This is a genomic window from Intestinibacillus sp. NTUH-41-i26 (assembly GCF_032769475.1).
GTDB lineage: Bacteria > Bacillota > Clostridia > Oscillospirales > Butyricicoccaceae > Agathobaculum > Agathobaculum ammoniilyticum.
Map to the genome: position 1 here is coordinate 937,226 of NZ_CP136477.1, position 25,347 is coordinate 962,572.

A 25,347-nucleotide genomic window follows, 5' to 3' on the forward strand; every position below is an offset into this window, starting at 1 on the left:
AGAAAAGCGCCCGCCGCAAACGAGCAGAATGCTCCTTTGCAGCGGACGCCGTTGTCCGTTCTTTTATTGTAGAACAGGCGCGCACAAACGTCAAGCGGGTTTAAAAGAAAATGCGGATTTTTTGCGCTTTGCCCAGAACGGGAGGGGATGGGACGGGATTAAACCGGCAGATTGCAACAAAAAAGGTGAGCGAGTAAAAAATCCGGCCAAAGGGGGTTGACAAACTGCGGCGGGGCGCGTATACTGCGCTTGTAAGCAGCAAAGGCGCTGTGGGAATGACACCCACGGCGCTTTTTTGTTGCCATTTGACAGACGGTAAGGAGCGAATCGATATGAATACGGCGAAAAATGTACCGGAGCTGTTCGGCAGCATGGTCTTTAACGAGACTGTGATGCGGGAGCGTCTTCCCAAGGACGTATACAAAAAGCTGAAGCAGACCATGCGCGAGGGTACGGCGATCGACGCCGAGGTCGCGCCGGTCGTGGCGACCGCGATGAAGGACTGGGCACTCTCAAAGGGCGCAACGCATTATACGCACTGGTTCCAGCCGTTGACCGGCATCACGGCTGAGAAGCACGACTCGTTCATTTCCCCGACGGACGACGGTGGGGTCGTGATGGAGTTTTCCGGCAAGGAGCTGATCCGCGGCGAGCCGGACGCGTCTTCGTTCCCCTCCGGCGGCTTGCGCGCGACCTTCGAGGCGCGTGGCTACACGGCCTGGGACCCGACCAGCTACGCTTTCGTTAAGGACGGCACCCTGTACATCCCCACCGCGTTCTGCTCCTATACGGGCGAAATTCTGGACAAAAAGACCCCGCTGCTGCGCTCGATGGACGCGCTCAGCACGCAGGCGTGCCGCGTGCTCAAGCTGTTCGGCAAGGACGTCAAGCGCGTGACGACCACGGTCGGGCCGGAACAGGAATACTTCCTGATCGACAAGGCGGACTATGCCAAGCGCAAGGACCTGATCTTCACCGGCCGCACGCTGTTCGGCGCCATGCCGCCCAAGGGGCAGGAGATGGAGGATCACTACTTCGGTTCCATCCGTCCGCGTGTGGCGGCGTTTATGCAGGAGCTGGACGAGGAGCTGTGGAAGCTCGGTATTTTTGCCAAGACTAAGCACAACGAGGTCGCCCCCTGCCAGCATGAGATGGCGCCGGTGTTCACCACGACCAACATCGCCACCGACCACAACCAGCTCACCATGGAGGTCATGCGGCGTGTGGCGGAAAGGCACGGCTTCGTCTGCCTGCTCAATGAAAAGCCGTTCGAGGGCGTCAACGGGTCGGGCAAGCACAATAACTGGTCGATCTCGACCGACACGGGCGAGAATCTGCTCGAGCCTGGCAAGGCGCCGAGCGGCAACCTGCAGTTTTTGCTCTTCCTGACTGCGGTTATCAAGGCCGTGGACGAATATCAGGACCTGCTGCGCATCTCGGTCGCCTCCGCGGGCAACGATCACCGCCTGGGTGCGAACGAGGCCCCGCCGGCGATCATCTCCATGTTTATCGGCGACGAACTGCAGGCAATCCTGGATGCAGTCGAGGCAGGGCGGGATTACACGGATGTGGCCAAGACCAAGATGGATCTCGGCGTGTCCGCGCTGCCGGACATCCAGAAAGACACCACCGATCGCAACCGCACCTCGCCTTTTGCTTTTACCGGAAACAAGTTCGAGTTCCGCATGCTGGGCTCCTCGCTCAACATCGCCTGCCCGAACATCATGCTCAACACTGCGGTCGCGGAGGAGTTGCGCCAGTTCGCGGATGAGCTGGACGGCGCGACGGACTTCCAGGCGGCGCTCACCGCGCTGCTGCGGCGCGAGATCAAGGCGCACAAGCGCATCATTTTCAACGGCAACGGCTACGACGAAAGCTGGGTCGCGGAAGCGGAAAAGCGCGGCCTGCTCAACCTCAAGTCCACGGACGCGGCGCTGCCGCACTACACGGATGAAAAGAACATCCGTCTGTTTGAGACGCACGGCGTGTATACCAAGCTGGAAATGGAGTCCCGCGAGGAGGCCGTGATTGAGGAGTATTACAAGACCCTGCACATCGAGGCGCTCACCATGCGCGACATGGCGCGCCGCGAGATCCTGCCCGCCTGCCTGTCGTTCGAGCGCGCGGTGGCGGACGGCGCGCTGGCCAAGAAGCAGCTCGGCCTTGCGGGCGGCGCGGAAACCCGCCTGCTGACGCAGGTATCCGCCCTGAACGATGCGCTGGAGTGCGCGGTATCCACGCTGGAGGAAGCCGTGGAGGCTGTGCCGAAAGCGGACGCGGAAACGCTCGCGCATTATTACCACGATGAGGTACTCCCGTGCATGGACGCCGTACGCAAGCCGTCCGACGCGCTGGAACGGATGGTGGGCAAGGAGTACTGGCCGTTCCCGACCTACGCGGATATCCTGTTTTATACCTGAACGGACAGGGGACCTGAAAAGTCTCCCTGTATACGAAACCAGGTTCCGGAGAAGTCTGGTTTCGATACTCGAATGACGCGGCCCGACAGCCTTGGGGCAAAGGGCGCGGCAAAGCAATTTTCGTGTGTAAAAAATTATCATACACAACGGCGTGTATTTCCGGCCTTGGGACCGGAGATACACGCCAAATTTTTTTAGGAGGGATTTTCTCATGCAAGACCTTGTAAACCTTGCCGCCTCGATGGATACTGGGTGGACGCTGGTCGGAGCCGCACTGGTGTTCTTCATGCAGGCGGGCTTCGCGATGGTGGAAACCGGCTTTACCCGGGCTAAGAACGCGGGCAACATCATCATGAAAAACCTGATGGACTTTTCACTCGGCACGCCGATCTTCTGGCTGGTCGGATTTGGCATCATGTTCGGTTCGATGAACGGCGTGTTCGGCGGCTTTGACCTTCTGGCGGACGGTGTGGTCGGCGAAGGCTACGACTGGACGACGCTGATCTTCCAGACCGTATTCTGTGCCACCGCCGCGACCATCGTGTCCGGCTCCATGGCCGAACGCACCAAGTTCTCGGCCTACTGCATCTATTCCATGGTCATATCGGCGGTGATCTACCCGATCTCCGGCCACTGGATCTGGGGCGGTGGCTGGCTCGCCGAGCTTGGCTTCCATGACTTCGCCGGTTCGACTGCGGTACACATGGTCGGCGGCGTAGCGGCGTTCGTGGGCGCGGCCATCCTCGGCCCGCGTATCGGCAAGTACACCAAGGACGGCAAGGCGCGCGCGATCCCCGGCCACTCGCTGACTCTGGGCGCGCTGGGCGTGTTTATTCTGTGGTTCTGCTGGTTCGGCTTCAACGGCGGCTCGACAGTCGCGCTGTCGAACGGCGCGGCCGAAACCGCGGCGCGCGTGTTCGTCACCACCAACATGGCGGCGGCGGTCGCGACGGTCACGGTTATGTGCGTGACCTGGGTGCGCTACAAGAAGCCGGACGTTTCCATGACGCTCAACGGCTCGCTGGCCGGCCTGGTAGCCATCACGGCGGGCTGCGACACGGTAACACCCTTCGGCGCAGCCATCATCGGCATCATTGCGGGCTTTGTGGTGGTGTTCGGCATTGAATTCATCGACCAGAAGCTCAAGGTGGACGATCCGGTTGGCGCGGTCGGTGTACACGGCCTGTGCGGCGCGACCGGCACGCTGATGGTCGGCCTGTTCGGCTACTACGCCTACGGCACGAACGACGTGGCGCCGGTCGGCCTGTTCTACGGCGGCGGCTGGCACGCGCTGGCCATCCAGGCGCTCGGCATGGCCGTGGTGATCGCGTGGGTCGCGGTCACGATGACCGTGGTGTTCCAGATCATCAGGCATACGGTCGGCCTGCGCGTCAGCGAGGCCGAAGAGATCATGGGCCTTGACAAGCCCGAGCACGGCCTGCCCTCCGCCTATGCGGACTTTATGCCGGTGGTTCCGTCCGTGCTGGGTACCAAGGCGGCGCAGGACGACACAGGGGAAGCGGCTGCGGCCGCGCCCGCGCCCGCTCAGGCGGTGCCGGTCACTAAGATTACATCCGAAGCGTCCAGCGGCGGACACAAGCTGAGCAAGGTGGTCATCCTTGCCAAGCAGTCCAAATTCGAGGTGCTGAAAAACGCGATGAACGAGATCGGCATTGCGGGCATGACCGTGACCAATGTGGTCGGTTGCGGCACGCAGAAAGGCGCGCCCGAGTACTACCGCGGCGCGGAGGTGGACGTGACGCTGCTACCCAAGATCAAGATGGAGATCGTGGTGTCCAAGGTGCCGGTCGAGACTGTGATCGAAACGGCCAAAAAGGTGCTGTACACCGGCCACATCGGCGACGGAAAGATATTTGTGTACGATGTGGAAAACGCGGTCAAGGTGCGCACGGGCGCGGAGGGCTACGACGCGCTGCAGTACGACGACTGATCGAGGGGAACAAGCCGGAACAGTGGGACAGGGCGGCTGCTCTGTCTCACTTTCTGCAGAAACCGGAGGCCAGATGAAAATTTATGCTTGCATTTTGTGGGGAAGGGTGTATACTGAAAGAGCAGAAAGCTTTCTGCAGGAAAACCGAATAAACAGATTTCTTCAGGGCAGGGTGCAATTCCCTACCGGCGGTACAGCCCGCGAGCGGACGCCTTTCCGGCGGAAGCATGACTTGGTGGAACTCCGAGGCCGACAGTATAGTCTGGATGAAAGAAGAAAGTGTGAAAGCAAAAGGGGGATGCCCCTTTGTTTGATTCGCTTGTTTACCGTCCTGAAACGCCGCGCAGCGTTTCAGGATTTTTTGTTTGGCGGCGCGCCATATATGTCCCGGAAGTCTGCGGCTTTCGGGACATTTTTTATTGGGAGATGATGCCGTTTGCAAGAGGAGCTTCTGATGCGCAGGGCGCTCGAACTGGCGCGGCGCGGCGCGGGACGGGTCAGCCCGAATCCGATGGTGGGCTGTGTGATCGCCCGCGGCGGGCGCGTGATCGGCGAGGGATGGCATGAGACGTGCGGCGGGCCGCATGCGGAGCGAAATGCGCTGGCTGCCTGCACGGAGGACCCCGCGGGTGCGACGCTGTATGTCACGCTGGAGCCTTGCTGCCACTGGGGCCGCACGCCGCCCTGCACGGACGCGATTTTGGAGCGGGGTATCGCCCGCGTGGTGGTCGGATGCACGGACCCTAATCCGCTCGTCGACGGGAAAGGGGTGCGCCTGCTGCGCGAGGCGGGCGTGGAGGTCGAGACCGGCGTGCTGGAACAGGAGTGCTGGCGGCTGAATGAAGTGTTTTTCCACTTTATCCAGCACCGGACGCCGTTTGTCGTGTATAAATACGCGATGACGCTGGACGGCAAGACTGCGTCCGCTTCGGGCGACAGCCGTTGGGTGAGCGGGGAGGCCGCACGGTGCAGAGTGCATGAGGTGCGCGGGCAGCTTTCCGCAATCATGGTGGGCGTGGACACGGTGCTGGCGGACGATCCGCTGCTCACCTGCCGCATACCTGGCGGGCGTGATCCGCTGCGCATTGTATGCGACAGTCGGGCGCGCACACCGCTGGACAGCCGCCTGATCCAAAGCGCGGGCGAGATACCGACCATAATCGCGGCAGCCGGCTGGAATGAGCGGGCTGCCGCGCTCAAAAAGGCGGGCGCGCAGATCCTGCTCTGCGGGGAGCGGGATGGACGGGTCGATCTGCGCGAGCTGATGCGGCAGCTCGGCGCGCGCGGCGTGGACAGTATCCTGCTGGAGGGCGGCACGACGCTGGCGTTCGCCGCGCTGGAAGCCGGCATCGTCCGCAAGGTGCAGGCGTATATCGCGCCCAAGCTGCTCGGCGGCAGCACGGCTAGGACGCCGGCCGGCGGGCAGGGGCTTGCTCGGATGGCAGATGCGTGGCGTCTGACCGGTCTGACCGCCGAGCCGGTTGGAGAGGACTTTTTGTTGGAGGGATACCTGCCATGTTCACAGGACTTGTAGAGGAGGTCGGGCGCGTCGAACGCATCGCGCACGGCGCGCGGGGCGCGCGGCTGACGATTGCGGCCGATGCCGTGCTCGCGGGGACACGGTGCGGCGACAGTATAGCGGTAAACGGCGTATGCCTGACGGCTGCGGAGCTGGATGGGCGGACGTTTACCGCGGACGTGATGGCAGAAACCCTGCGCCGCTCTGACTTGGGGGAGCTGCGCGCGGGCGCGCCGGTCAACCTGGAGCGCGCGATGCCCGCGGACGGGCGGTTAGGCGGACACATCGTGTCCGGACATATCGACGGCACGGGGACGGTCGCGTCGCTCCTCCGCGAGGATAACGCGGTCTGGCTGTCGGTCAAGACGCCCACGGCTCTGCTGCGGTACATTGTGGAAAAGGGCTCGATTGCGATCGACGGCGTCAGCCTGACGGTCGCGCAGGTGGACGGACAGGGCTTTGCCGTGTCCATCATACCGCATACCGGCGCACAGACCACCCTGCTCGGCAAGCGGCAGGGCGAACGGGTGAATCTGGAATGCGATGTGATCGGCAAGTATGTGGAAAAGCTGCTTGCCCCGCATACCGCCCGGCAGACGGACGTCACTATAGAATTTCTCAGCCAACACGGCTTTTAACAGAAAGAGGGAGGCGGAATCATGCAGCAAAACTTTGCAACCATCGAACAGGCGCTTGACGAGCTGCGCGCCGGCCGGCTGATCATGGCGATCGACGATCCGGACCGCGAGAACGAGGGCGACCTGATCTGCGCGGCGGAATTTGCGACCACGGAGAACGTTAACTTTATGGCGACCCATGCCAAAGGGCTGATCTGCACGCCGATGAGCGCGGAAATCGCGGCTCGGCTCGGCTTTGAGCAGATGGTCAAGGTCAATACAGACAATCACCATACCGCGTTTACCGTTTCGGTCGATCATGTGGATACGTCAACCGGCATCTCCGCCGAGGAGCGCGGACTGACCTGCCGCGCGTGTGCGGATACGGCCGCAGGGCCGGCGGACTTCCGGAGGCCGGGCCATGTGTTCCCGCTGACCGCGCGCCGGGGCGGCGTGCTGACCCGCAACGGACACACCGAGGCAACGGTCGACCTGTGCCGCATAGCGGGGCTGCAGGAGTGCGGCCTGTGCTGTGAAATCATGCGCGACGACGGCACCATGATGCGCACGACCGAACTGCTCGAAAAGGCGCGCGAGTGGGGTGTTGCGGTCATTGCCATCCGCGACCTGCAGGATTACTGCCGCAGGCATGACAAGCATGTGGTTCGCGAGGCCAGCGCCAAGCTGCCGACACGCTTTGGGGAATTCCAGATCTACGGCTATGTCAACGACCTGACCGGCGAGCACCATGTCGCGCTCGTCAAAGGGAAGATCGGGGACGGGAAGAACCTGCTCTGCCGTGTCCATTCGGAATGCCTGACCGGCGACGTGTTCGGTTCGCGGCGGTGCGACTGCGGGCAGCAGCTCGCGGCCGCCATGCAGCAGATCGAAAAGGAGGGCCGTGGCGTGCTGCTCTATATGCGGCAGGAGGGCCGCGGCATCGGCCTGATTAACAAGCTCAAGGCCTATGAGCTGCAGGAGGTGGGCTGGGATACGGTAGAGGCCAACGTTAAGCTCGGCTTTGCGCCCGACCTCCGCGAATACTGGATCGGCGCACAGATCCTGCAAGATCTCGGCGCGCGGGAGCTGCGCCTGCTGACCAACAATCCGGAAAAGATCTACGGACTGGACGGGTTCGGCGTGGAGATCGTTGAGCGCGTGCCGATTGAGATCGCGCCGCAGGAGGACGACGCGTTTTACCTGCACACCAAAAAGATCAAGATGGGGCATCTGTTCCAGAAAACCATATAAAACAGGAGGGAAACCGAAATGAATGTACTGGAAGGCAAGCTTGTCGCGGGGAAAGGGAAATTTGCAATCGTCGCGGCTCGGTTCAATGAGTTCATTGTCTCCAAGCTGATTGCGGGCGCGGAGGATACGCTGGTGCGGCATGGCGTGGATACGGATGATATCACGCTCGCCTGGGTGCCGGGCGCATTTGAGATACCGCTCGCGGCGCAAAAGCTCGCGCAGAGCGGGCAGTACTGCGCGGTCATCTGTCTGGGCGCTGTCATACGCGGTTCGACTACGCACTATGATTATGTGTGCAACGAGGTTTCCAAGGGTATTGCGCAGGTGGGCCTGCAGACCGGCGTACCCGTGCTGTTCGGCGTGGTTACGACCGAGAACCTTGAGCAGGCCATCGAGCGTGCGGGTACCAAAGCGGGCAACAAGGGTGCGGACGCGGCTCTGGCGGCGCTGGAGCTTGTGGATCTGCTTCCGCAGCTGCGCTGACCCGCAGACAAAGAAAAGACCATCCGTTTCGGATGGTCTTTTCTTTACACGTTTGCAGGACTGAGCAGCAGAGGCTGGAGTTGGCGCCCCTGCAGCGCAGCCTGGACGGTATCCGGAATACGCTCCATGTCCGCCACAAGCGAGCGGGGCTTGGCGTCGGGCGCATCCTGGCGGAAGGGGACAAAGTAATAATAGCGGCGGTTGAGCAGCGCGCCGATATTGGCTGCGCTGCCGGAAAGCCCGTCGTTGGTGGATACCGCGAGCACAACCGGCTTGTCGCCGCGCAGATGGCTTTTAACCGCCATGACGACCGGCGTGTCGGTTACGCTGTGCGCGAGCTTGGCAAGCGTGTTGCCCGTGCAGGGCGCCACGACCAGTACGTCGAACAGGCCTTTGGGGCCGATCGGCTCCGCGGCCTGGATGGTATCGATCGGCTGGCGGCCGGTCAGGGCAAAGAGCTTGCCGCGCCACATGGCGGCGTCGCCGAAGCGGGTGTCGAGCTGGGCGGCGTGGAAGGACAGGATCGGCGTGACCTCGCAGCCCTGCCGCACAAGCGTCTGGATGACATCCATCACGCGCGCAAAGGTGCAGAACGAGCCGGTCAGGGCAAAGCCAATGCGGATCGGAGCGGTCATAATATGGATTCCTCCTGCAAAATGGTGAGTACCGTATCGTGGATGGCGCGCGCCGCGGACAGCGGTGCGACCCGTCCCGGGAGGGAGAGCGCGTGCAGCAGCCGGCAGCCGGCCGGCTGCTTCGCGTCCGCGGAGATGCCGCCGGGCAGGGAAGCCAGATCGATGACCAGGCAGCCGGTGGAAAGGCTGGACAGCTCCGCAGCGCCGAGCACCGGCGCGGGGACAGTGTTGAAAATGAGCTGGAACGCACTGAGCCGTCCGGCAAGGCTGCGGGTGTCGAGCGCGCGCATGCCATCGGCCTCGATCCTGGCGAAATCCCGCGGGGAACGGGCGGAAACCGTGACGGCGGCATCCAGCGCGTGCAGCTTATGGGCGAGCAGCGCGCCGATACGCCCATATCCGATGACCAGGCAGGACGCGCCCTGCAGGGTATGCTCGGTCTGTTCCATAGCGAGCTGTAGGGCGCCTTCGCAGGTAGGTACATCGTTAGCGGTATAGGCTCCCGCAGGAATACCGGGGGGATACGGCGGCATATGCTGGCAGGGAGGAGGGAAACGGTATGCGGATGGAGGAAAAGGAGCGGGAGAACCTGTGCAGGGCGGTCAAGACGGGTCTGCTGAAGAAGCTGCGTGAAGCGGGACAGATCAACGAGGCGCAGTTGGACCGCGCGCTGGATAAGCTGCGCGCAGGCGAACGGTGACCGGCGCAAAGCTTCGGGTCGCCGCGTACTGCCGCGTATCGACATCGCAGGACGACCAGAGGAACTCCCTGGAAAACCAGCGCCGCTATTTCGCGGAGTATATCGGCAGCCAGCCGGACTGGGAGCTGGCGCGGGTGTATGCGGACGAGGGACTGTCCGGCACCGCCGCGCGCAACCGGCCGGCCTTTCAGCAGATGCTGTCCGCCGCGGAGGAGGGGGAGATCGACCTGATCCTGACCAAGGAGGTGTCCCGCTTCGCCCGCAACACGGTGGATGCGCTGGCCTGCACGCGGCGGCTCCGGCGGTACGGGGTGGGCGTGGTATTCATCAATGACGGGATCGATACTCGTCAGAACGACGGCGAGTTCCGCCTGACGATTATGGCGAGCGTGGCGCAGGAGGAAAGCCGCAAGACCTCGGAGCGGGTCAAATGGGGGCAAAGGCGCTCCATGGAGAACGGCGTGGTGTTCGGGTGCAACAATATCTACGGCTTTTCCCTGCTCCGCGGCAGGCTGACGGTGAAGGAGGACGAGGCGGAGGTGATCCGGCTGGTATACCGCAAATTTCTGAACGAGGGGAAAGGAACCTTTGTGATCGCGCGGGAGCTGTCCGAGTCGGGCGTCGAGCCGCCCCGCGCCAAAGGGAAGCCGTGGTCCTCCACGATGGTGCTGCGTCTGCTGCGGAATGAAAAATACTGTGGCGACCTGCTGCAGAAAAAGTCGTATACGCCGGATTTCCTGGATCACAAAAAACAGGTCAATCGGGGGGAGGAGGAGCAGATATACCTGCGCGACCACCACGAGCCGATCGTCCCACGCGCAGTTTTCGAGCAGGCGCAGCAGGAGCTTGCGCGCCGCGCACCGGCCGGCGCGCAGGGACGGCGCTGCGTCCGCCGGTACTGGTGCTCGGGAAAGCTCATTTGCGCGGCCTGCGGCCGCCGCTTCGTTCCGCGCCGGCGGCGGCGCGCGGGAGGTGAGGTATACCGGTATTGGGTGTGCGCCGCACGGGGAAGGCACGGCCCGCGGCATACCGATGGACGGGAGACCCCTGACGGCTGCGATATGCGGATGATGCCTCACCAGGCGCTTTGCACCTGCATGGACGTGGTGGTGGAACGGCTGGGGCTGGACGTCGGCCGGCTGATCCGCGAGACGGCCGAATTGGTGGAACAGGCGGAGGACGGCGGCGTGCCTGTGGCGTTGGAGCGCCTGCAGGAGCGAAGGCAGCGCGTGCTACAGCGGCGGGGGGACGCGCTGGACGCATGGCTGGGACACAGCATCACAAAAGAGGAGCTGGACAGCTTGCGCGCGCGTTATGACGCTGCGCTCGCGCGTCTGGACGGGCAGGAGCGGACGTTGGAGGCACAGTGGCAGGCGGCGCGCACAGGGGATGGCCGGACGGCGCTTCGGGCGTTCCTGGAAACCGAGGCGCTCCGGTGTGAAGCGGTGTACGGCGAGCTTTTGGAGCAGATGCGCATTGGGGAGGGGGGAGTTCTGGTGCGGCTGCGTGGACTGGCGGTGACGTTCCGGCTGCAATATGCGCCGCCCAGGCGCGGAGCTGGCCTGCGGCCGGAGGACATACGCTGCACGCTGCTACCGGATACCTAATGCAAAAAATAAGAGCGGGTTTCCGCCTTGCGGAAACCCGCTCTTTCTGTCCGCGCCGCCCTGCCGCAGACGGAAGTCAGGGGATAGTTTTGTCGATTTGTGTCGATATTTTGAGAAAAATAAATCTTTTTGGCACTTGAACCAATGGAAGAGATATGTAAAAATATAGAACAGAGAAATATAAGGCCGAAAAACAGGAAAGTGGCCATAGGAGAAGATCAAAGATGGCGGATGAAAAACAAAAGCTCCGCGTTTTGCTGGCCTGTGCGGACAGCGAGCTTTCCCGATATGTCGCGCGCCGTTTGCCGGAGAACGGGAAGATCGAGCTAGCCGGATGGACCGAGGATGGGGCGCGGGCGCTGGAACTGTATCGCGATACGCGGCCCGGGCTGGTTGTGCTGGATACCGATCTGTTCCATGTGGATGGGCTGACGGTGGCTTCCCGCATTCGGGAGCAGGGCGGGAAAGAGACGATTCTTCTGCTCAGCGCGTTCCAAGGGGCACAGGTGCTTGCCGAATGCAACGTGCTGTCCATCGATTATATGATGCGCAAGCCGCTGAAGGAGGACGCGCTGTACGACCATATCCGGCTGTGGGCGGCAGGCATGGAGGAACGGGAAAAGGAATTATCCGAGGAAACCCGCTTCCGGAAGCAGGTGGACCAGGTGTTTAAGGCTTTTGACCTGCGCACCGATTCCAAGGGCTACGCCTATACGGTCGACGCGGTCTGCGCCTGCCGGCGGAAGAACAGCGGCCTGACCAAGGAGATCTATCCGGCGATCGCGCGCAAACGCGACACAACGCCGGCAAATGTGGAGCGGGACATCCGGTATACGGTCAAAAAGATCTGGAAAGACTGCGAGGCGTCCGTGCTGGAACGGTATTTTGGCGAGATGGCGGTCAGGATGCGGGGCAGAATCAGCAACGGACGCTTTATCAAGGCGATCCTGGACTATCTGAGCCGACAGGACGAAGAGGGGTAACGCAAAAACAGGTCGTTTCGGACGCGCCTTTGCTTAACTTCCGGCGGCCGCTGTGGTATACTATACCTGCAGCGGGCCTGCTGCGCATTTTTCAGTTAAGGTGGGGGCGTAAATGTCTGGAACGGAACAACAGGGAAAGCAGGGGGGATTGGAACGGGGGCAATCCTGGGGGGAGCAGCCCAGGCGGCTGCTGTTGATTGTGGCGGCGTCCGTGGTGATGGCGGTCAACATTAAAAGCTTTGTGGACGCGGGCGGCCTGTTTCCCGGCGGCTTCAATGGGCTGACGCTGCTCATCCAGCGCAGCGCGCAGCAGTTTGCCGGTGTTTCCCTGCCATTTACCGCAATCAACCTGCTCCTCAACGTGGTTCCGGCAGTGGTCAGCTTCCGGCTGATCGGGAAGCGCTTTACGCTGTATTCCTGCCTGATGATCGCGTTGACGAGCGTGCTGACCGACCTGATCCCTTCCATGCCGTTGACCAACGATGTGCTGCTGGTCTGTATTTTCGGCGGCATTGTTAACGGCTTGGCGATCAGCCTGTGCCTGTTGGGGCGCGCGACCAGCGGGGGGACGGACTTCATCTCCGTGGCGCTGAGCGAGCGGCTCGGCGTGGACGCGTGGAATTACATCTTTTTTGCCAACTGCGGGATGCTGGCCGTGGCCGGCCTGCTGTTCGGCTGGGATAAGGCGCTGTATTCGATCATTTTCCAGTTTGCCTCCACGCAGGTTGTGCATATGCTCGACCCGCGCTTTAAGCGGACCACGCTGTTCATCATTTCCAATCGGGCGCAGGAGGTATACGAACAGATCAAGGATACGACGCATCACGGGGCGACGCTGTTCCACGGAACCGGCCTGTATAACGGCGAGGAGCGGGATATGCTGTATTCGGTCATCGCGGGCGATCAGGTCAAGCAGATCACCCGCGTCGTGCGCGATATCGACCCCCATGCGTTTATCAATATCCTGAAAACCGACCAAGTGGCGGGCAATTTTTACCGCCGGCCGCACGATTAAAACGGAAGGGCAGCCCCGGGCGCAGCGATGCGCCTGGGGCTGCTTTACTGTTCGCGGCGGCGAACCGGCCTATAACCAAAGGAAACAGGTACCGCGTTGCGTATCGCAAGCTCGTCGCGGGATAAGTAGTCCAGCAGGCGCAGGTCGTTCTGCACGGCGCGGGCGTGTACCCAGAACGGGACCGAGCCGGCAAGGGCAAGCGTACCCGCCGGAATCGCGTCCAGGATATCCGCGAGCGGGTGCGGGGCGTTGGAGAGCGGGGCGTTGAGTTGAGCGTCGCCATGCTGGATGGGAAGCGGCAGGATCACCGCCTGTACGTCCGCAAAGCCGGCGCGGGGGTCGCTGACAGCGGCGCAGCCCTCGACGGGGCGCCGTTCAAGCGCATAGGTGCGCACCGTGTGGCCGTCGGCGCGCAGCAGGGAGGCCAGATAAGCCTGCCGTACGTCGCCGCCGACGACCGCAAGGGTCGCCGATTGATTCATAAGAAAAACCTCCTTCAGGGCAGTCTATGCCAGCGGGGGAGGCGTTGTTATCCCGCGCGGGGCAGGAAAAACGGCCTGTCCCGTGGGATAGGCCGCAGCGCTTATTCCGGTTTTCTGTCGCCGCCAAAGAAAAAGGAGGTCAGCACGCCAGGGCCGGTGTGCGAGCCGATGACCGTGCCGATGTAGCGGATGTCCGAGCGGACGCCGTGCGCGTCGAGCAGCGCGGCAAGTTGGCGGGCGTCTTCCAGACAGTCGCCGTGGCAGATGCGCACAACCTGGTTCCGGTCGGTCATCTCGCGCAGCGTCCGTTCCGCGAGGTAGGAAATAGATTTCTGCCGGCCGCGGACCTTGCAGCCGACGCCGAGTTTACCCGCATAGTCAACCCAGATGACCGGCTTGATGCCAAGCAGCCCGCCAACCACGGCCGAGGTCTTGCTCAGCCGCCCGCCGCGGTGCAGGTGGCCCAGGTCGTTGACCGTGATCAGATGGATCACATGCAGCCGCATCTGCTCCACCGCGGCGGCAGTCACCTCGATGGTGCATCCGCTGTCGCGCATTTCACGGGCTTTATCGACCAGCAGGTATTCGCCGCCGGTCGCGGAGAGGGAGTCGATGCAGATGATTTTGCGCGCGGGGAAAAGCGGGGCAAGCTCGTCGCGTGCCATGCAGCCCGCGTGGAACGTACCCGAAAGGCCGGAGGAAAAGCCGATGTACAGCACGTCCTGCCCGGCTTCCAACGCGGTGCGGAAAAGGGTTAGAAACGTTTCCAGCTTTGCCTGCGAGGTGACGGGCAGTTTCCCCTCCCGCAGCAGGTCGTAAAACTGGTGGAATGAAACGGTCTGCCCACAGTCCTCCTCAATGGTGCGCCCGTCAATCGTAAATGCGAGCGGCGCGCAGCCAATGTCGTTCTGTGAAAAGTAGGCGGCGGTCTCATCGATGGTCGAATCGGTGATAAGAGCGAATGGATACATAGCAGAACTCCTTGCTTTGCGGCCGGATCAGCCGTTGATTTCAAAGGGGGTGTCGCACGCGCCGGTTAGCGAGCGGGCGGGACCGTCGGAGACGACCTCGTAGGTATTTTCGCAGCCAACCAGACCGACCCCCTCCAGGGCGATCTTTGGCTCGACCGCGAACGTCATGCCGGCGCGGATCGGCTCGTCGAAGCCCCTGGCGAGGACGGGCGATTCGTCCATAGTCAGGCCGATCGAGTGTCCGAAGAACCTGCAACCGCTCATAAAGCCCGCGCGGAACGCGGGGTCAACGCAGGCGCACAGCTTGCCATATACCTCGGATGGCACCGAACCGGGACGCAGCATGGCGGCAGCCTCGTTCTCGAGGAATACACATTGTTCGCGCGCGGCACGGATCAGCTTGCTCTGTGGATGCTTGGAGAGGGAACCGTAGAAAAACACAATGCTTTTATCCGTATGGTAGCCCCGATAGCCGTTCGGTATGTCAAGCAGCACAATATCGCCCTCGCGCAGGCGCCGCTCGGAGGAGCCGATGGATTTCATGGCGATACAGGTGCCGGCCGTACCGGTGGGGCTGTCCAGACCGCAGCCGGCCAGACTGTTTTCACTGAAGCTGGCTACGCCGAGCACATCGTCTGCAATCGCCTGGTTGAAGCGGGAAATACCCATCGAACCTCGCTCGAGCAGAACCGTGCTGACCTCGCTGCACAGCCGCGCCTCGCTAATGCCATCCCGCAGCAGGACGGGGGCGATCTCCTCCAGCGCGAAGCGGTGCAGGGCGCCGGACTGGCGCATGCAGTCCAGCTCATAGGCGCTTTTGACGGCCCGCAGGCCTGCGAGGACGCCGTCCACTGGCTGCGGCTGCGTAAAGGGTAAATATTTCTGCAACATAGAAAGTTTTTGCAGCGTCATGGTGCGCGCGGCGACATAGACACGGTCGGGGATGGCGGGGAACGCCTCCGCAACCGTGCGGAAGCTGCTCAGCGGACGGATATCCGCAAAAGCGGATTCGCGTTTGGCACATTCGAATGAACGGCGGACGAACAGCACCGCTTGGTCGGGCGTGACGATGAGCGCGCCATCCTGCATGGTGCCGGTGAAGTAATAAAGATCGATCTTGTTGTCCAGAATGGTCATGGACCACGCGGGATCGTGCTGTGCCAATGCTGCGCGCAGTCGGGAAAGGCGGGCGTTCAGCTCGCCGGCAGGCACGGGGGTATGTGGCATTTGTGTTCCTTCCTTTGCTTATGTTGGTTCTGGGGTGATGCGGGCTAGCGGCATGCCTTACGGCGGCGAAGATACACGCATGGGAAAAAGGCGGCTCGGCCGCTTTGCGGCGCTATTATATCACAGCGGCCAGCACTTATTCGCCTGAAGTGACCGCAAAGTGCTGCTGGTGGTATAATGAAGTGAAATTAATGTATAATAGCCGCTTTGCGGCTATTATACCATAGTTTTTCCGGCTGGGCAATGCGTGCGCATTGACTTTTGCGGAATGGTGCGATATGATGCTATACAGGAAAGTTTATGGAGAAAGGAGTCGGGTTATGCGCAGAATTTTGGGACGGATCCTGGCGGACCGGCGTGTGGTCGGCGGCCTGCTGCTGGTTGCGCAGCTGGTGATCGTCATGTACAGCGTGGGCTGGATGAGCGGGCGCTGGCTGTGGGCGCCACGGATATTGACCGTGCTGAGCGTCATCATCGTGATCTGGCTTGTCCGTAAATATGATAACCCGACCTATAAGATCAGCTGGATCATCGTTATCCTGCTGCTGCCGCTGTTCGGAGGCCTGTTTTACCTGCTGTGGGGCAACACGCCGTTTAACCGCGCGCGCACTCAGCATAAGTACGAACCGCAGCCGCCGGATTTCACCGAATACCGCCTGATGCCGGCGACCGAGGCGCTCGCACAGGAGGATCCGCGCCACGCGGCGCGCGCCCGTTATATCACTGCGCTGGACGGCATGCCGGCCTGGACCAACACCGAGGCGCATTATTTCCGCGTGGGCGAGGATATGTTCGCCTCCATGTGCGAGGAGCTGTGGCAGGCGCATAAATTCATTTTTCTGGAGTATTTTATCATTGAGGAAGGCATCATGTGGAATACCATCCTCGATATCCTGCAGGAAAAGGTGCGCGAGGGCGTGGATGTGCGCATCCTGTACGACGATGTGGGTTCGATCGCCACGCTGCCGCAGAACTACGACCGCTTCTTGGCTTCACTCGGCATCCGCGCGGTGCGCTTTAACCGCTTTATCCCCACGCTCAACACCTACCTTAATTACCGCAACCACCGCAAAATGATGATTATAGACGGGAATGTGGGGTATATGGGCGGCATCAACCTGGCAGATGAATATATCAATGAGAAGGTGCGTTTTGGCCACTGGAAGGATACCGGCATCATGCTGCGGGGCGAAGGGACGGTCAACATGACCTCGCTGTTCCTGCAGATGTGGGAATATGTGACCGGCGAGCCCGTGCCGCCGCTCAACGCCTACCTGCCGACGATGAAAATGCCGGAGGACGGCTATGTCCAGCCGTTCGCGGATTCGCCGCTTGACGATTTGAACGTCGGCGAATCGACCTACCTGCAGATCATCCACAACGCGCGCGATTACGTCTATATCACGACCCCGTATCTGGTGTTGGATAACGAGATGATCACGGCGCTGACCATCGCGGCGCAGTCCGGCGTGGATGTGCGGATTCTGACGCCGGGGATTCCGGATAAAAAGCTGGTCTATATGATTACGCGCTCCTATTACCAGCAGCTGCACCGCGCGGGCGTCAAGATCTATGAATACCGCCCAGGCTTCCTGCACGCGAAGTGCATCGTATCGGACGATGATACGGCGGTCGTCGGAACGATCAATATGGACTTCCGTTCCTTTTTCTTGCATTTTGAGTGCGCGACCTGCTTTTACAACAGCTCGGTCGTGCATGCGGTCAAGCAGGATATTTTGGAAACGATCAATGTGAGCCGGCGCATTGACGACGCCTGGCTGCATAAGGTACCTTGGCTGCGGTCTATCGTGGCCAGTGTGCTGCGGCTGTTTGCGCCGCTGCTGTGACCGGACGCCGGCAGAGTGAAGGGGCTGAAATGGAACAACGGGAACAGGTTTTGTGCGCGATCCTTGACGCGGGTGAGCTGCTGCTGACCGCAGGGGCCGAGGTGGCGCGCGTGGAGGACACGATCCGCCGTATGGCACAGGCATATGGCTTTGGCAGGGTGGATGTGCTGACCATCACGGCCAGTATGATCGTCACGGCGCAGGCAGAGGACGGCGCGGTTCTGACGCAGACCCGCCGCATCCTGCGGCGGGAAACCGATATGCGGCGCATCGAGGCGGTGAACGCGCTTTCGCGTGCGGTCTGCGGCGCGCCGCTGCCGCTGGAGGAGCTGCGCGCGCGGGTGGAAGCGATTCGGACCATGCGGGACGATATGCCGTGGCGTATCCCGCTGGCATATTTGGTTATTTCCGGCTCGTTCGCCGTGTTTTTCGGCGGTTCGGTGCGGGATGGTCTGGCGGCGATGCTGTGCAGCATGGTGCTGTACGCGATCGGGCGCATGGGGGCGCGTATTGCGTTACAGCCGCTGGTGCTGACCGTGTTGAGCGCGGCCGCGATGTGTCTGGCCGCGGTGATAACCGTGGAAGCCGGATTGGGGCAGGCATTGGATAAGATTATTATTGGAAACATTATGCTGCTGATACCGGGGATCGCGCTGGTCAATTCGCTGCGCGACATGATCGTGGGCGATACGATCAGCGGCCTGCTGGGAGCGTGTGAAGCGCTGCTGCGCGCGATTGCGATTGCGGCGGGCTGCGCACTGGTGCTGCTGCAGCTGGGAGGTGCGGTATGACCGGGGAAATGGCGGTGCAGGTCGGCATGGCAGCCGTGGGTGCGCTGGGCTTCGGCCTGCTGTTCCATATTTCAGGAAGCCGGCTGGTGACCATCCTGCTCGGCGGCGCGGCAAACTGGGGGTTTTACCTGCTCGCCCTGTGGGCTTATGAGGACCGCGTCGCCGCGTTTTTTGCCGCCGCGCTCGCGACAGCCGCCTTGGCGGAGGTATTGGCGCGCCTGCTCAAAACGCCGGTCCTGACGCTGCTGGTGCCGATGCTCGTGCCGCTCGTCCCGGGCGGCGACCTGTATTATACCACGCTGGCGCTTGTCCGGGGGGATATGGCGGCGTTTGCGCAGTATGGCAGCCTGGTGCTGAAGGAGTCCGGTGCGATCTCGTTCGGGGTTATCCTGATTGCCTGTGCAGTGCAGACGCTGCTCAAGCTGCTCGCTCTGGCGCGGGAGAAAAGAATATGAAAAAAGCGTTCTGCGACCGGTCCGTGCAGAACGCTTTTCAAATTTGGAGCTGCAGCAGAAGATAGACCACACAGGCGGCGATCGCCGCCCAAACCAGGCCCGTGGCGATCAGGCAGCAAAGATAACGCGGCGGAAAGCGGGCGTGCCGCAGGCTACGCCCGAGCGCGTCCGGATCGCCGAGCATGCGCACCGCCAGCTCGACCGCCTCCGCTTCGTTGAAGCCGCGGTCGTTTTGCAGATATTCCATGCGCGTCAGTAGATGGTCGGTCAGCTCGCGCCGCACCCGTGCGCGGTACGGCGGCCAAAGAAGATGGGCGCATACGCGGTCCAGAAACAGGCTGATGCGCTCATTTGGTGACACACGCCTCACCCCCGACCACCTTGCCGAAGCTTTTACAGAATTTTTCCCACTCGCGTCGGCACCGCGCGAGTGTTTTGACGCCTTGGCGGGTGAGCTGATAATACCGGCGCAGCCGCCCCGCCGTGGATTCCCTTTCGTAGGAGCGCACCTCGCCGCGCTCTTCCAGGCTGTGCAGGATGGGGTACAGGGTCCCCTCGTTCATGGAAAAGGTCTGGTCGGAACGGCATTCCAGCTCGCGGATGATCTGGTAGCCGTATTTGTCTGCGTCCTCCAGCATGGCGAGGACGAGCAGCGTATTACTGCCGGGGAAAGGAGAGTCGTTTTTTCTGCGGGGCATGGAAAACCGCCTCCAAATACCTTTTTTATCGATGTATCCACAGTATACATCCGGCGGCAGGAGAGTCGTTTTTTCTGCGGGGCATGGAAAACCGCCTCCAAATACCTTTTTTATCGATGTATCCACAGTATACATCCGGCGGCAGGGGCTGTCAAATGTAAAATTTTTTTAAGGTATTGCTCTTTTTCGGTTTTTAGGGTATCATAAGCAATAGTTTGCAGGCTTTGGAGGATGGAAAACCGATGTTTGATAGTTTGTTTCAATGGCTGCTCGGCGCTGGCCGCGAGCTGGCTGTTGTTATCATCTCCATGGTTCCTCTGGTGGAATTGCGCGGCGCGGTGCCTCTGGGCGTTATGGCGGCGGGCATGCCGTGGTACGAGGTGCTGCCGTTGGCCTATCTGGGCAACCTGCTCCCGATTCCGTTCGCGCTGTTTTTCGGGGAAAAGGTATTGGACTGGGTGGGGACGCTCAGGCCGTTTACCGGCTTCGTCACCCGCTACAAGGCGAAGCTGGAAAGCAAAAAGGATCAGGTTACCAAGTATGCGCGGATCGGCCTGTTCCTGTTCGTCGCGGTGCCGCTGCCAGGGACGGGCGCATGGTCGGGCGCGCTGATCGCGACGCTGCTCGAAATGCCAAAGGGGAAAGCGCTGCTCTCCATTGCGGGCGGCGTCGTGGCGGCGGGGCTTATCATGCTGGTTGCCTCCAATGGCGTGCTGGGCGTGGCGAGCCTGTTTTGAAAGCGAAAGCAAAGAGCCTCCCGTGAGGGAGGCTCTTTTTGCATTTCGGTTTAAATACGGCAGGATTCCAGCAGCTCGTGCTTGCAGTCCCAAAGCCTGCGGGACAGATCGACGAAATAAGTCTGCGGGTTCTCGAAGCGCTTGATCTCTTCCCAGAGCGTGTCCAGCTCGGCAAGGCAGTAACTGCGGATGTCGCTGATCGCCGGATTCTGGTAAACGCATTTGCCGGCCTGGAACAGCTGCACGCGCAGCGGGCGCACGGTATAATCGGACACCACGCGCTGCTTCCAGGTATGGATGGGGTCGAACAGCACATAGGGGAGGGCGGCGTCGATGACCTCGTCATGGATTGTGATAACATCGCCCAGCGCCTTGCCGGTCGCTTTGTCAAACAGGCGGTATACCTGCTTGAAGTGTGGGGTCGTGATCTTTTCCACGTTTTCGGAAACCTTGATCTTGGGGACGATCTCTCCCTGCCCGTTTTCCACGGCTGCGAGCTTGTATACGCCGCCGAACACCGGTTCGGATTTGGAAGTGATCAGCCGCTCACCGATGCCGAAGGAGTCGATTTGCGCGCCCTGTACCAGAAGGTCGCGCACCAGGTATTCGTCCAGCGAGTTGGAGGCCATGATCTGCATATCCGGAAAACCCGCCGCATCCAGCATTTTACGCGCCTCGATCGAAAGGTAGGCGATATCGCCCGAATCCAGACGGATGCCGCGCGGGCGGATCCCGTACTCGCTGACCATTTCCTGCGCTACACGGATCGCGTTCGGAACGCCGGATTTGAGGACGTTATAGGTGTCGACCAGAAAGACGCAGTTGTCCGGATAAATGTCCGCATAGGCCTTGAACGCCTCGTATTCGCTGTCGAACATCTGCACCCAGGAATGCGCCATCGTGCCGCCCGCGGGGATCTTGTAATCCCGATCGGCCAGCACGCACGCCGTCCCCTGACAGCCGCCGATATAAGCGGCGCGCGCGCCATAGATCGCGCCGTCGTAGCCCTGCGCGCGGCGGGAGCCGAATTCGAGCACGGTGCGCCCCTGCGCGGCGCGGGTGATGCGGCTGGCCTTGGTGGCGATCAGCGTCTGATGGTTGATGGTGAGCAGGACCATGGTTTCCACGAACTGCGCCTGAATCATGGGACCGGCCACGGTGACAAGGGGTTCGCCGGGGAAAACCGGCGTACCCTCCGGCACGGCCCATACGTCGCACGCGAATTCAAATTCGCGCAGGTAATTGAGAAAGGATTCCGAGAAGCAGCCGCGGCGGCGCAGGTAGGCGATATCCTCCTCGGTGAAATGCAGGTTTTTGAAATAGTCGATCAATTGTTCCACGCCCGCCATGATGGCGTAGCCGCCGCCGTCCGGCACGCGGCGGAAGAACATGTCGAAATAAGCGCGGCGGTCGGCGATGCCTTTTTCAAAGTACCCGTTCGCCATTGTGAACTCGTAAAAGTCGGTCAGCATGGTCAGATTTTTTTCGGTCATTGCGAAAACGCCCCTTTGCGCATGGATGCCATGCGCTTTTATTCAATCCGTGCATCTGTCTTGACACAGTGCATTTATAGTTATAATAGTACGTTTTTGCGCAAAGTGCAAGACTTTCTTTCGGAATATCGATTCACAATATGAATAAATATTCACTATATAAAATAATTATAAATTTTTCTTGCCAAATGCAGGGATAGGGGGTATAATGGAAAAGTCAAAAAAACGACGGATTACGGAGGTAAGCAGACATGGAAAGGAAATATAACAAGGTTGTACTGGCCTATTCGGGCGGTTTGGATACTTCGGTGCTGATTCCGTGGCTCAAGGAGCATTACGGCTGCGAGGTCATCGCGGTTTCCGGCAACGTGGGCCAGGGTACCGAACTGGACGGGCTGGAGGAAAAGGCGCTCAAGACCGGCGCGTCCAAGCTGTACATCGAGGACTTGACCAAGGAGTTCGTGGACGACTACATTATCCCCACCATGAAGGCGGGCGCAACCTATGAGCAGTATCTGCTTGGCACCTCGTTCGCGCGTCCGATCATCGCCAAGCGCATCGTTGAGATTGCGCTGCAGGAGGGCGCGGACGCGATCTGCCACGGCTGCACGGGCAAGGGCAACGACCAGGTGCGTTTCGAGCTGGCGATCCACGCGTTCGCCCCGCAGATGGACATTATCGCGCCGTGGCGCTTCTGGGAACTGAACAGCCGCGAGAAGGAGATCGCCTACGCGGAGGCGCATAACATCCCGCTCAAGATCAACAAGGAAACCAACTATTCCAAGGATAAGAACCTGTGGCACCTGAGCCATGAGGGCCTCGACCTTGAACTGCCCTCCAACGAGGCGCCGATCAATAAACCGGGCTTTCTCGAACTGGGAGTTTCTCCGGAGATGGCGCCCGATAAGCCGACCTACGTTACCATTCATTTCGAAAAGGGCGTACCCACCGCGGTGGACGGCGAGGAGCTGGATTCGGTTGCAATCATCGAAAAGCTCAATAAGCTCGGCGGCGAGAACGGCGTGGGCATCCTGGATATCGTCGAGAACCGCCTGGTCGGCATGAAGAGCCGCGGCGTATACGAGACGCCGGGCGGCGCGGTGCTGTATGCGGCGCACCAGAAGCTGGAGGAGATCACGCTCGACAAGGAGACCGCGCACTACAAGGCGCAGGTCGCGATGAAGTTCGGCGACCTGGTCTACAACGGCCAGTGGTACACCCCGCTGCGTAAGGCGCTTTCGGCGTTCGTCGATTCCACGCAGGAGACCGTTACCGGCGACGTCAAGCTCAAGCTGTACAAGGGTAATATCATTCCGGCGTCCGTCACCTCGCCGTACAGCCTGTACTCCGAGGATATGGCCACCTTTAACGAGGACGACTGCTACGACCAGGCGGATTCGGCCGGCTTCATCAACCTGTTCGGCCTGCCGCTCAAGGTGCGCGCGCTCAACGACCAGATGCTGTACAAAAAGACCGGCGAGCATTTCCCGTCGGTTGAAAAGTAAGAAAGGATATCGTGGGGCGGCATGTCCGAACGTGCCGCCCTGCGGGTGTTTTGTGAGGTAACGAGATATGGCAAAATTATGGGCAGGACGGTTTCAAAAGGAAACCGATCTGGTGGTAAATGACTTTAATTCGTCCATCCTGTTTGACTGCCGTTTATATAAGGAAGACATCACCGGTTCGATCGCGCATGCGACCATGCTGGGCAGGCAGGGCATCATCGAGCCGCACGAGGCGGAAAAAATCGTCGAAGGGCTGAAGGGAATCCTCAAGGATATCGAGGAGGGGAATGTGGAGTTTTCTCTCGATTATGAGGATATCCACATGAATGTCGAGCAGCTTTTGACCGAGCGCATCGGCGACACCGGCAAGCGGCTGCATACCGGACGCTCGCGCAACGACCAGGTCGCGCTCGATATGCGCCTGTACGTCAAGAGCGAAATCCGCGAGATCATCACCATGATCTGTACGTTTATGAAAGCGCTCGCCAAAAAGAGCCGCGAGAACTTGGACGCGGTCATGCCGGGCTACACGCACCTGCAACGCGCGCAGCCGACCACGTTCGCACACTACATGATGGCCTATGCCAACATGCTGAAGCGCGATATCACCCGCCTGCAGGATTGCTACGAGCGCATGGATGAAATGCCGCTCGGCTCGGGCGCGCTGGCATCCACCACCTATCCGATCGACCGCGAGTTCGTCCGGCAGCAGCTCGGCTTCAAGCGGCTGACCGATAACTCGCTCGACGGCGTATCCGACCGCGATTACTGCGTGGAGCTGCTCTCCGCGCTATCTATCCTGATGATGCACCTGTCCCGCCTGTCTGAAGAGATCATCTCCTGGTGCTCATGGGAGTTCAAGTTCGTCGAACTGGACGACGCGTATTCCACCGGCTCGTCCATCATGCCGCAGAAGAAGAATCCGGACGTGTGTGAGCTGATCCGCGGCAAGACCGGCCGTGTGTACGGCAGCCTAACCACCATGCTGACCGTGCTCAAGGGCCTGCCGCTGGCATACAATAAGGATATGCAGGAGGACAAGGAGGCTGTGTTCGGCGCGATCGACACGGTAAAGCAGTGCCTGGAGGTGTTCACCCCCATGTTCTCCACCATGACGCTGCGCCGCGACAACATGCGCAAGGCAGCTTCCGCAGGCTTCATTAACGCAACAGACTGCGCGGACTACCTGACTAAGAAGGGCATGCCTTTCCGCGATGCGTACAAAACGGTCGGCCGGCTGGTCAACCAGTGCATCAAGGCGGATGAAACGCTGGAAACCATGACCATGCGCGATTTTGCCGCGATCTCCAATAAATTTGGGGATGATGTTTACGACGCGCTCGACCTGCGTACCTGCGTGGCTGAACGCAAGGTGATCGGTGGTCCGGCACCGCAGGAGGTCGCCCGCCAGATCGACAAGATCGAAAAGTTTATCGCCGATGTGGAAAACGAAACATAAACAGATGAGGATTTTGTATGTATATTGAGGATATCGCACAGGTATATGAAGAAGAGGAGTTGAACTTCGCCACCGACGAGGAGGAGCAGCGCATCCGCTTCAAGATGAACACCAAGGTTTCGCCGGACGTGTCGTTCACCGCACGCATTGTCAACGAAACGACCGCGCTGTTTACCACGATCCTGCCGATGAATATTCCGGAAGCTAAGCGGGACGCGGTCGCTCTTTACCTGAATCGGGCGAACTGGGGGCTGCTGCTGGGCAATTTTGAGATGGACCCGAACGACGGGGAGCTTTGCTATCGGGTGGCGGGCTGCTTTGAGGAAAACGAGCCGCTGGCGGACGAGATAGTCCGGCGCATGACTTATGTGGGCTTCAACATGTTTGATAAATATGTTCCTGGCGTATTCGCCATCGTATACGGCAATAAGGGGCCTGTGGAAGCGTACGAGGAGATCGAGGCCGCGGAGCGCGAGGCGCAGGCGGAATGAAAACGGAGAA

At 60.7% G+C, this 25,347-nt stretch carries 25 protein-coding genes and 1 riboswitch; of the genes, 17 read left to right on the forward strand and 8 right to left on the reverse strand.

Annotation, left to right across the window (positions count from 1 at the left end):
* Positions 1-332 precede the first annotated feature (332 nt).
* From RX717_RS04720 to ribH, 6 genes are all read left to right on the forward strand, one after another.
* Positions 333-2,420: a glutamine synthetase III family protein gene (locus RX717_RS04720; RefSeq protein WP_107630854.1), complete on the forward strand. Its 2,088-nt coding sequence runs from the start codon at positions 333-335 to the stop codon at positions 2,418-2,420.
* A gap of 211 nt (positions 2,421-2,631) precedes the next feature.
* A complete protein-coding gene (locus RX717_RS04725; protein ID WP_107630853.1) occupies positions 2,632-4,371 on the forward strand; it encodes an ammonium transporter in 1,740 nt (579 codons plus the stop codon).
* Between the two features lie 154 nt (positions 4,372-4,525).
* Positions 4,526-4,653, forward strand: a riboswitch (FMN riboswitch).
* Positions 4,654-4,807: 154 nt separating this feature from the next.
* Positions 4,808-5,905: a bifunctional diaminohydroxyphosphoribosylaminopyrimidine deaminase/5-amino-6-(5-phosphoribosylamino)uracil reductase RibD gene (gene ribD / locus RX717_RS04730; protein WP_407923219.1), complete on the forward strand. Its 1,098-nt coding sequence runs from the start codon at positions 4,808-4,810 to the stop codon at positions 5,903-5,905.
* Positions 5,887-6,528, forward strand: a complete 642-nt coding sequence (locus RX717_RS04735) for a riboflavin synthase (protein WP_107630851.1) — start codon at positions 5,887-5,889, stop codon at positions 6,526-6,528. Before ribD ends, RX717_RS04735 begins: the two co-directional genes overlap by 19 nt.
* A gap of 21 nt (positions 6,529-6,549) precedes the next feature.
* Positions 6,550-7,758 carry a bifunctional 3,4-dihydroxy-2-butanone-4-phosphate synthase/GTP cyclohydrolase II gene (locus RX717_RS04740; protein ID WP_054326855.1) on the forward strand — a complete coding sequence of 403 codons (1,209 nt, stop codon included), beginning with the start codon at positions 6,550-6,552 and terminating at the stop codon, positions 7,756-7,758.
* An 18-nt stretch (positions 7,759-7,776) separates the two neighbouring features.
* Entirely contained in the window at positions 7,777-8,241 is a 465-nt protein-coding gene (gene ribH, locus RX717_RS04745) for a 6,7-dimethyl-8-ribityllumazine synthase (RefSeq protein WP_107630850.1), read from the forward strand.
* A 44-nt stretch (positions 8,242-8,285) separates the two neighbouring features.
* Here ribH and RX717_RS04750 read toward each other — a convergent pair whose 3' ends face one another.
* On the reverse strand, positions 8,286-8,876 hold the full coding sequence (locus RX717_RS04750) for a dipicolinate synthase subunit B (RefSeq protein WP_054326906.1): 591 nt from the start codon (positions 8,874-8,876) through the stop codon (positions 8,286-8,288).
* The gene (locus RX717_RS04755; protein ID WP_242977823.1) at positions 8,873-9,325 is read right to left on the reverse strand and encodes an NAD(P)-dependent oxidoreductase; all 453 of its coding nucleotides are present in this window, start codon (positions 9,323-9,325) and stop codon (positions 8,873-8,875) included. The genes RX717_RS04750 and RX717_RS04755 overlap by 4 nt, the downstream gene beginning before the upstream one ends.
* A gap of 110 nt (positions 9,326-9,435) precedes the next feature.
* Here RX717_RS04755 and RX717_RS04760 point away from each other — a divergent pair, with 110 nt between their 5' ends.
* The 4 genes from RX717_RS04760 (at position 9,436) to RX717_RS04775 (ending at position 13,181) form a co-directional block, all read left to right on the forward strand.
* The gene (locus RX717_RS04760) at positions 9,436-9,576 is read left to right on the forward strand and encodes a hypothetical protein (protein WP_153802380.1); all 141 of its coding nucleotides are present in this window, start codon (positions 9,436-9,438) and stop codon (positions 9,574-9,576) included.
* Entirely contained in the window at positions 9,573-11,183 is a 1,611-nt protein-coding gene (locus RX717_RS04765) for a recombinase family protein (RefSeq protein WP_107630848.1), read from the forward strand. Before RX717_RS04760 ends, RX717_RS04765 begins: the two co-directional genes overlap by 4 nt.
* A 224-nt stretch (positions 11,184-11,407) precedes the next feature.
* On the forward strand, positions 11,408-12,166 hold the full coding sequence (locus RX717_RS04770; RefSeq protein WP_054326857.1) for a sporulation initiation factor Spo0A C-terminal domain-containing protein: 759 nt from the start codon (positions 11,408-11,410) through the stop codon (positions 12,164-12,166).
* Positions 12,167-12,278: 112 nt separating this feature from the next.
* A complete protein-coding gene (locus tag RX717_RS04775) occupies positions 12,279-13,181 on the forward strand; it encodes a YitT family protein (RefSeq protein ID WP_107630847.1) in 903 nt (300 codons plus the stop codon).
* Between the two features lie 44 nt (positions 13,182-13,225).
* Here the strand turns inward: RX717_RS04775 and RX717_RS04780 are convergent, their stop codons facing one another.
* The 3 genes from RX717_RS04780 to RX717_RS04790 form a co-directional block, all read right to left on the reverse strand.
* On the reverse strand, positions 13,226-13,663 hold the full coding sequence (locus tag RX717_RS04780; protein ID WP_107630846.1) for a dipicolinate synthase subunit A N-terminal domain-containing protein: 438 nt from the start codon (positions 13,661-13,663) through the stop codon (positions 13,226-13,228).
* Between the two features lie 101 nt (positions 13,664-13,764).
* Positions 13,765-14,634, reverse strand: a complete 870-nt coding sequence (locus RX717_RS04785; protein WP_107630845.1) for a DegV family protein — start codon at positions 14,632-14,634, stop codon at positions 13,765-13,767.
* Between the two features lie 27 nt (positions 14,635-14,661).
* The gene (locus RX717_RS04790; RefSeq protein ID WP_054326859.1) at positions 14,662-15,861 is read right to left on the reverse strand and encodes a M24 family metallopeptidase; all 1,200 of its coding nucleotides are present in this window, start codon (positions 15,859-15,861) and stop codon (positions 14,662-14,664) included.
* Between the two features lie 320 nt (positions 15,862-16,181).
* Between RX717_RS04790 and cls the strand changes: the two genes are divergently transcribed.
* Genes cls through RX717_RS04805 form a run of 3 tightly spaced genes read left to right on the forward strand, consistent with a single transcriptional unit; the run spans position 16,182 to position 18,954 of the window.
* Positions 16,182-17,708 (forward strand): cardiolipin synthase, encoded by a 1,527-nt coding sequence (cls, locus tag RX717_RS04795; protein WP_159068064.1) that lies wholly within the window; start codon positions 16,182-16,184, stop codon positions 17,706-17,708.
* Between the two features lie 29 nt (positions 17,709-17,737).
* A complete protein-coding gene (locus tag RX717_RS04800; protein WP_054326861.1) occupies positions 17,738-18,499 on the forward strand; it encodes a threonine/serine exporter family protein in 762 nt (253 codons plus the stop codon).
* The gene (locus RX717_RS04805; protein ID WP_107630844.1) at positions 18,496-18,954 is read left to right on the forward strand and encodes a threonine/serine exporter family protein; all 459 of its coding nucleotides are present in this window, start codon (positions 18,496-18,498) and stop codon (positions 18,952-18,954) included. Before RX717_RS04800 ends, RX717_RS04805 begins: the two co-directional genes overlap by 4 nt.
* 37 nt (positions 18,955-18,991) lie before the next feature.
* On the opposite strand, the gene RX717_RS04810 is transcribed toward RX717_RS04805, so the two are convergent.
* Positions 18,992-19,315 carry a permease prefix domain 1-containing protein gene (locus RX717_RS04810; RefSeq protein WP_054326864.1) on the reverse strand — a complete coding sequence of 108 codons (324 nt, stop codon included), beginning with the start codon at positions 19,313-19,315 and terminating at the stop codon, positions 18,992-18,994.
* Positions 19,302-19,652 carry a PadR family transcriptional regulator gene (locus RX717_RS04815; RefSeq protein ID WP_054326865.1) on the reverse strand — a complete coding sequence of 117 codons (351 nt, stop codon included), beginning with the start codon at positions 19,650-19,652 and terminating at the stop codon, positions 19,302-19,304. The genes RX717_RS04810 and RX717_RS04815 overlap by 14 nt, the downstream gene beginning before the upstream one ends.
* A 242-nt stretch (positions 19,653-19,894) precedes the next feature.
* Between RX717_RS04815 and RX717_RS04820 the strand changes: the two genes are divergently transcribed.
* The gene (locus RX717_RS04820) at positions 19,895-20,389 is read left to right on the forward strand and encodes a COG2426 family protein (RefSeq protein ID WP_054326866.1); all 495 of its coding nucleotides are present in this window, start codon (positions 19,895-19,897) and stop codon (positions 20,387-20,389) included.
* A 50-nt stretch (positions 20,390-20,439) separates the two neighbouring features.
* Here the strand turns inward: RX717_RS04820 and RX717_RS04825 are convergent, their stop codons facing one another.
* Complete coding sequence (locus RX717_RS04825) at positions 20,440-21,882, reverse strand: nicotinate phosphoribosyltransferase (RefSeq protein ID WP_107630843.1); 1,443 nt, start codon at positions 21,880-21,882, stop codon at positions 20,440-20,442.
* Positions 21,883-22,133: 251 nt separating this feature from the next.
* Here RX717_RS04825 and RX717_RS04830 point away from each other — a divergent pair, with 251 nt between their 5' ends.
* From RX717_RS04830 to RX717_RS04840, 3 genes are all read left to right on the forward strand, one after another.
* The gene (locus RX717_RS04830; RefSeq protein WP_054326868.1) at positions 22,134-23,387 is read left to right on the forward strand and encodes an argininosuccinate synthase; all 1,254 of its coding nucleotides are present in this window, start codon (positions 22,134-22,136) and stop codon (positions 23,385-23,387) included.
* 67 nt (positions 23,388-23,454) lie between these two features.
* On the forward strand, positions 23,455-24,846 hold the full coding sequence (gene argH / locus RX717_RS04835; protein ID WP_054326869.1) for an argininosuccinate lyase: 1,392 nt from the start codon (positions 23,455-23,457) through the stop codon (positions 24,844-24,846).
* 17 nt (positions 24,847-24,863) lie between these two features.
* Positions 24,864-25,337 carry a YbjN domain-containing protein gene (locus RX717_RS04840; RefSeq protein ID WP_054326870.1) on the forward strand — a complete coding sequence of 158 codons (474 nt, stop codon included), beginning with the start codon at positions 24,864-24,866 and terminating at the stop codon, positions 25,335-25,337.
* Positions 25,338-25,347 lie beyond the last annotated feature (10 nt).

Bases quoted from the DNA above. Each gene is read 5' to 3' on its own strand.
- RX717_RS04750 (WP_054326906.1), bottom strand. From the start codon at position 8,876: ATGACCGCTCCGATCCGCATTGGCTTTGCCCTGACCGGCTCGTTCTGC.
- RX717_RS04800 (WP_054326861.1), top strand. From the start codon at position 17,738: ATGGAACAACGGGAACAGGTTTTGTGCGCGATCCTTGACGCGGGTGAG.
- RX717_RS04820 (WP_054326866.1), top strand. From the start codon at position 19,895: ATGTTTGATAGTTTGTTTCAATGGCTGCTCGGCGCTGGCCGCGAGCTG.
- RX717_RS04830 (WP_054326868.1), top strand. From the start codon at position 22,134: ATGGAAAGGAAATATAACAAGGTTGTACTGGCCTATTCGGGCGGTTTG.
- RX717_RS04780 (WP_107630846.1), bottom strand. From the start codon at position 13,663: ATGAATCAATCGGCGACCCTTGCGGTCGTCGGCGGCGACGTACGGCAG.
- RX717_RS04775 (WP_107630847.1), top strand. From the start codon at position 12,279: ATGTCTGGAACGGAACAACAGGGAAAGCAGGGGGGATTGGAACGGGGG.
- ribH (WP_107630850.1), top strand. From the start codon at position 7,777: ATGAATGTACTGGAAGGCAAGCTTGTCGCGGGGAAAGGGAAATTTGCA.
- RX717_RS04755 (WP_242977823.1), bottom strand. From the start codon at position 9,325: ATGGAACAGACCGAGCATACCCTGCAGGGCGCGTCCTGCCTGGTCATC.
- argH (WP_054326869.1), top strand. From the start codon at position 23,455: ATGGCAAAATTATGGGCAGGACGGTTTCAAAAGGAAACCGATCTGGTG.
- RX717_RS04840 (WP_054326870.1), top strand. From the start codon at position 24,864: ATGTATATTGAGGATATCGCACAGGTATATGAAGAAGAGGAGTTGAAC.
- RX717_RS04785 (WP_107630845.1), bottom strand. From the start codon at position 14,634: ATGTATCCATTCGCTCTTATCACCGATTCGACCATCGATGAGACCGCC.
- cls (WP_159068064.1), top strand. From the start codon at position 16,182: ATGCGCAGAATTTTGGGACGGATCCTGGCGGACCGGCGTGTGGTCGGC.
- RX717_RS04740 (WP_054326855.1), top strand. From the start codon at position 6,550: ATGCAGCAAAACTTTGCAACCATCGAACAGGCGCTTGACGAGCTGCGC.
- RX717_RS04720 (WP_107630854.1), top strand. From the start codon at position 333: ATGAATACGGCGAAAAATGTACCGGAGCTGTTCGGCAGCATGGTCTTT.
- RX717_RS04815 (WP_054326865.1), bottom strand. From the start codon at position 19,652: ATGCCCCGCAGAAAAAACGACTCTCCTTTCCCCGGCAGTAATACGCTG.
- RX717_RS04770 (WP_054326857.1), top strand. From the start codon at position 11,408: ATGGCGGATGAAAAACAAAAGCTCCGCGTTTTGCTGGCCTGTGCGGAC.
- RX717_RS04760 (WP_153802380.1), top strand. From the start codon at position 9,436: ATGCGGATGGAGGAAAAGGAGCGGGAGAACCTGTGCAGGGCGGTCAAG.
- RX717_RS04735 (WP_107630851.1), top strand. From the start codon at position 5,887: ATGTTCACAGGACTTGTAGAGGAGGTCGGGCGCGTCGAACGCATCGCG.
- RX717_RS04825 (WP_107630843.1), bottom strand. From the start codon at position 21,882: ATGACCGAAAAAAATCTGACCATGCTGACCGACTTTTACGAGTTCACA.
- RX717_RS04725 (WP_107630853.1), top strand. From the start codon at position 2,632: ATGCAAGACCTTGTAAACCTTGCCGCCTCGATGGATACTGGGTGGACG.
- RX717_RS04790 (WP_054326859.1), bottom strand. From the start codon at position 15,861: ATGCCACATACCCCCGTGCCTGCCGGCGAGCTGAACGCCCGCCTTTCC.
- RX717_RS04805 (WP_107630844.1), top strand. From the start codon at position 18,496: ATGACCGGGGAAATGGCGGTGCAGGTCGGCATGGCAGCCGTGGGTGCG.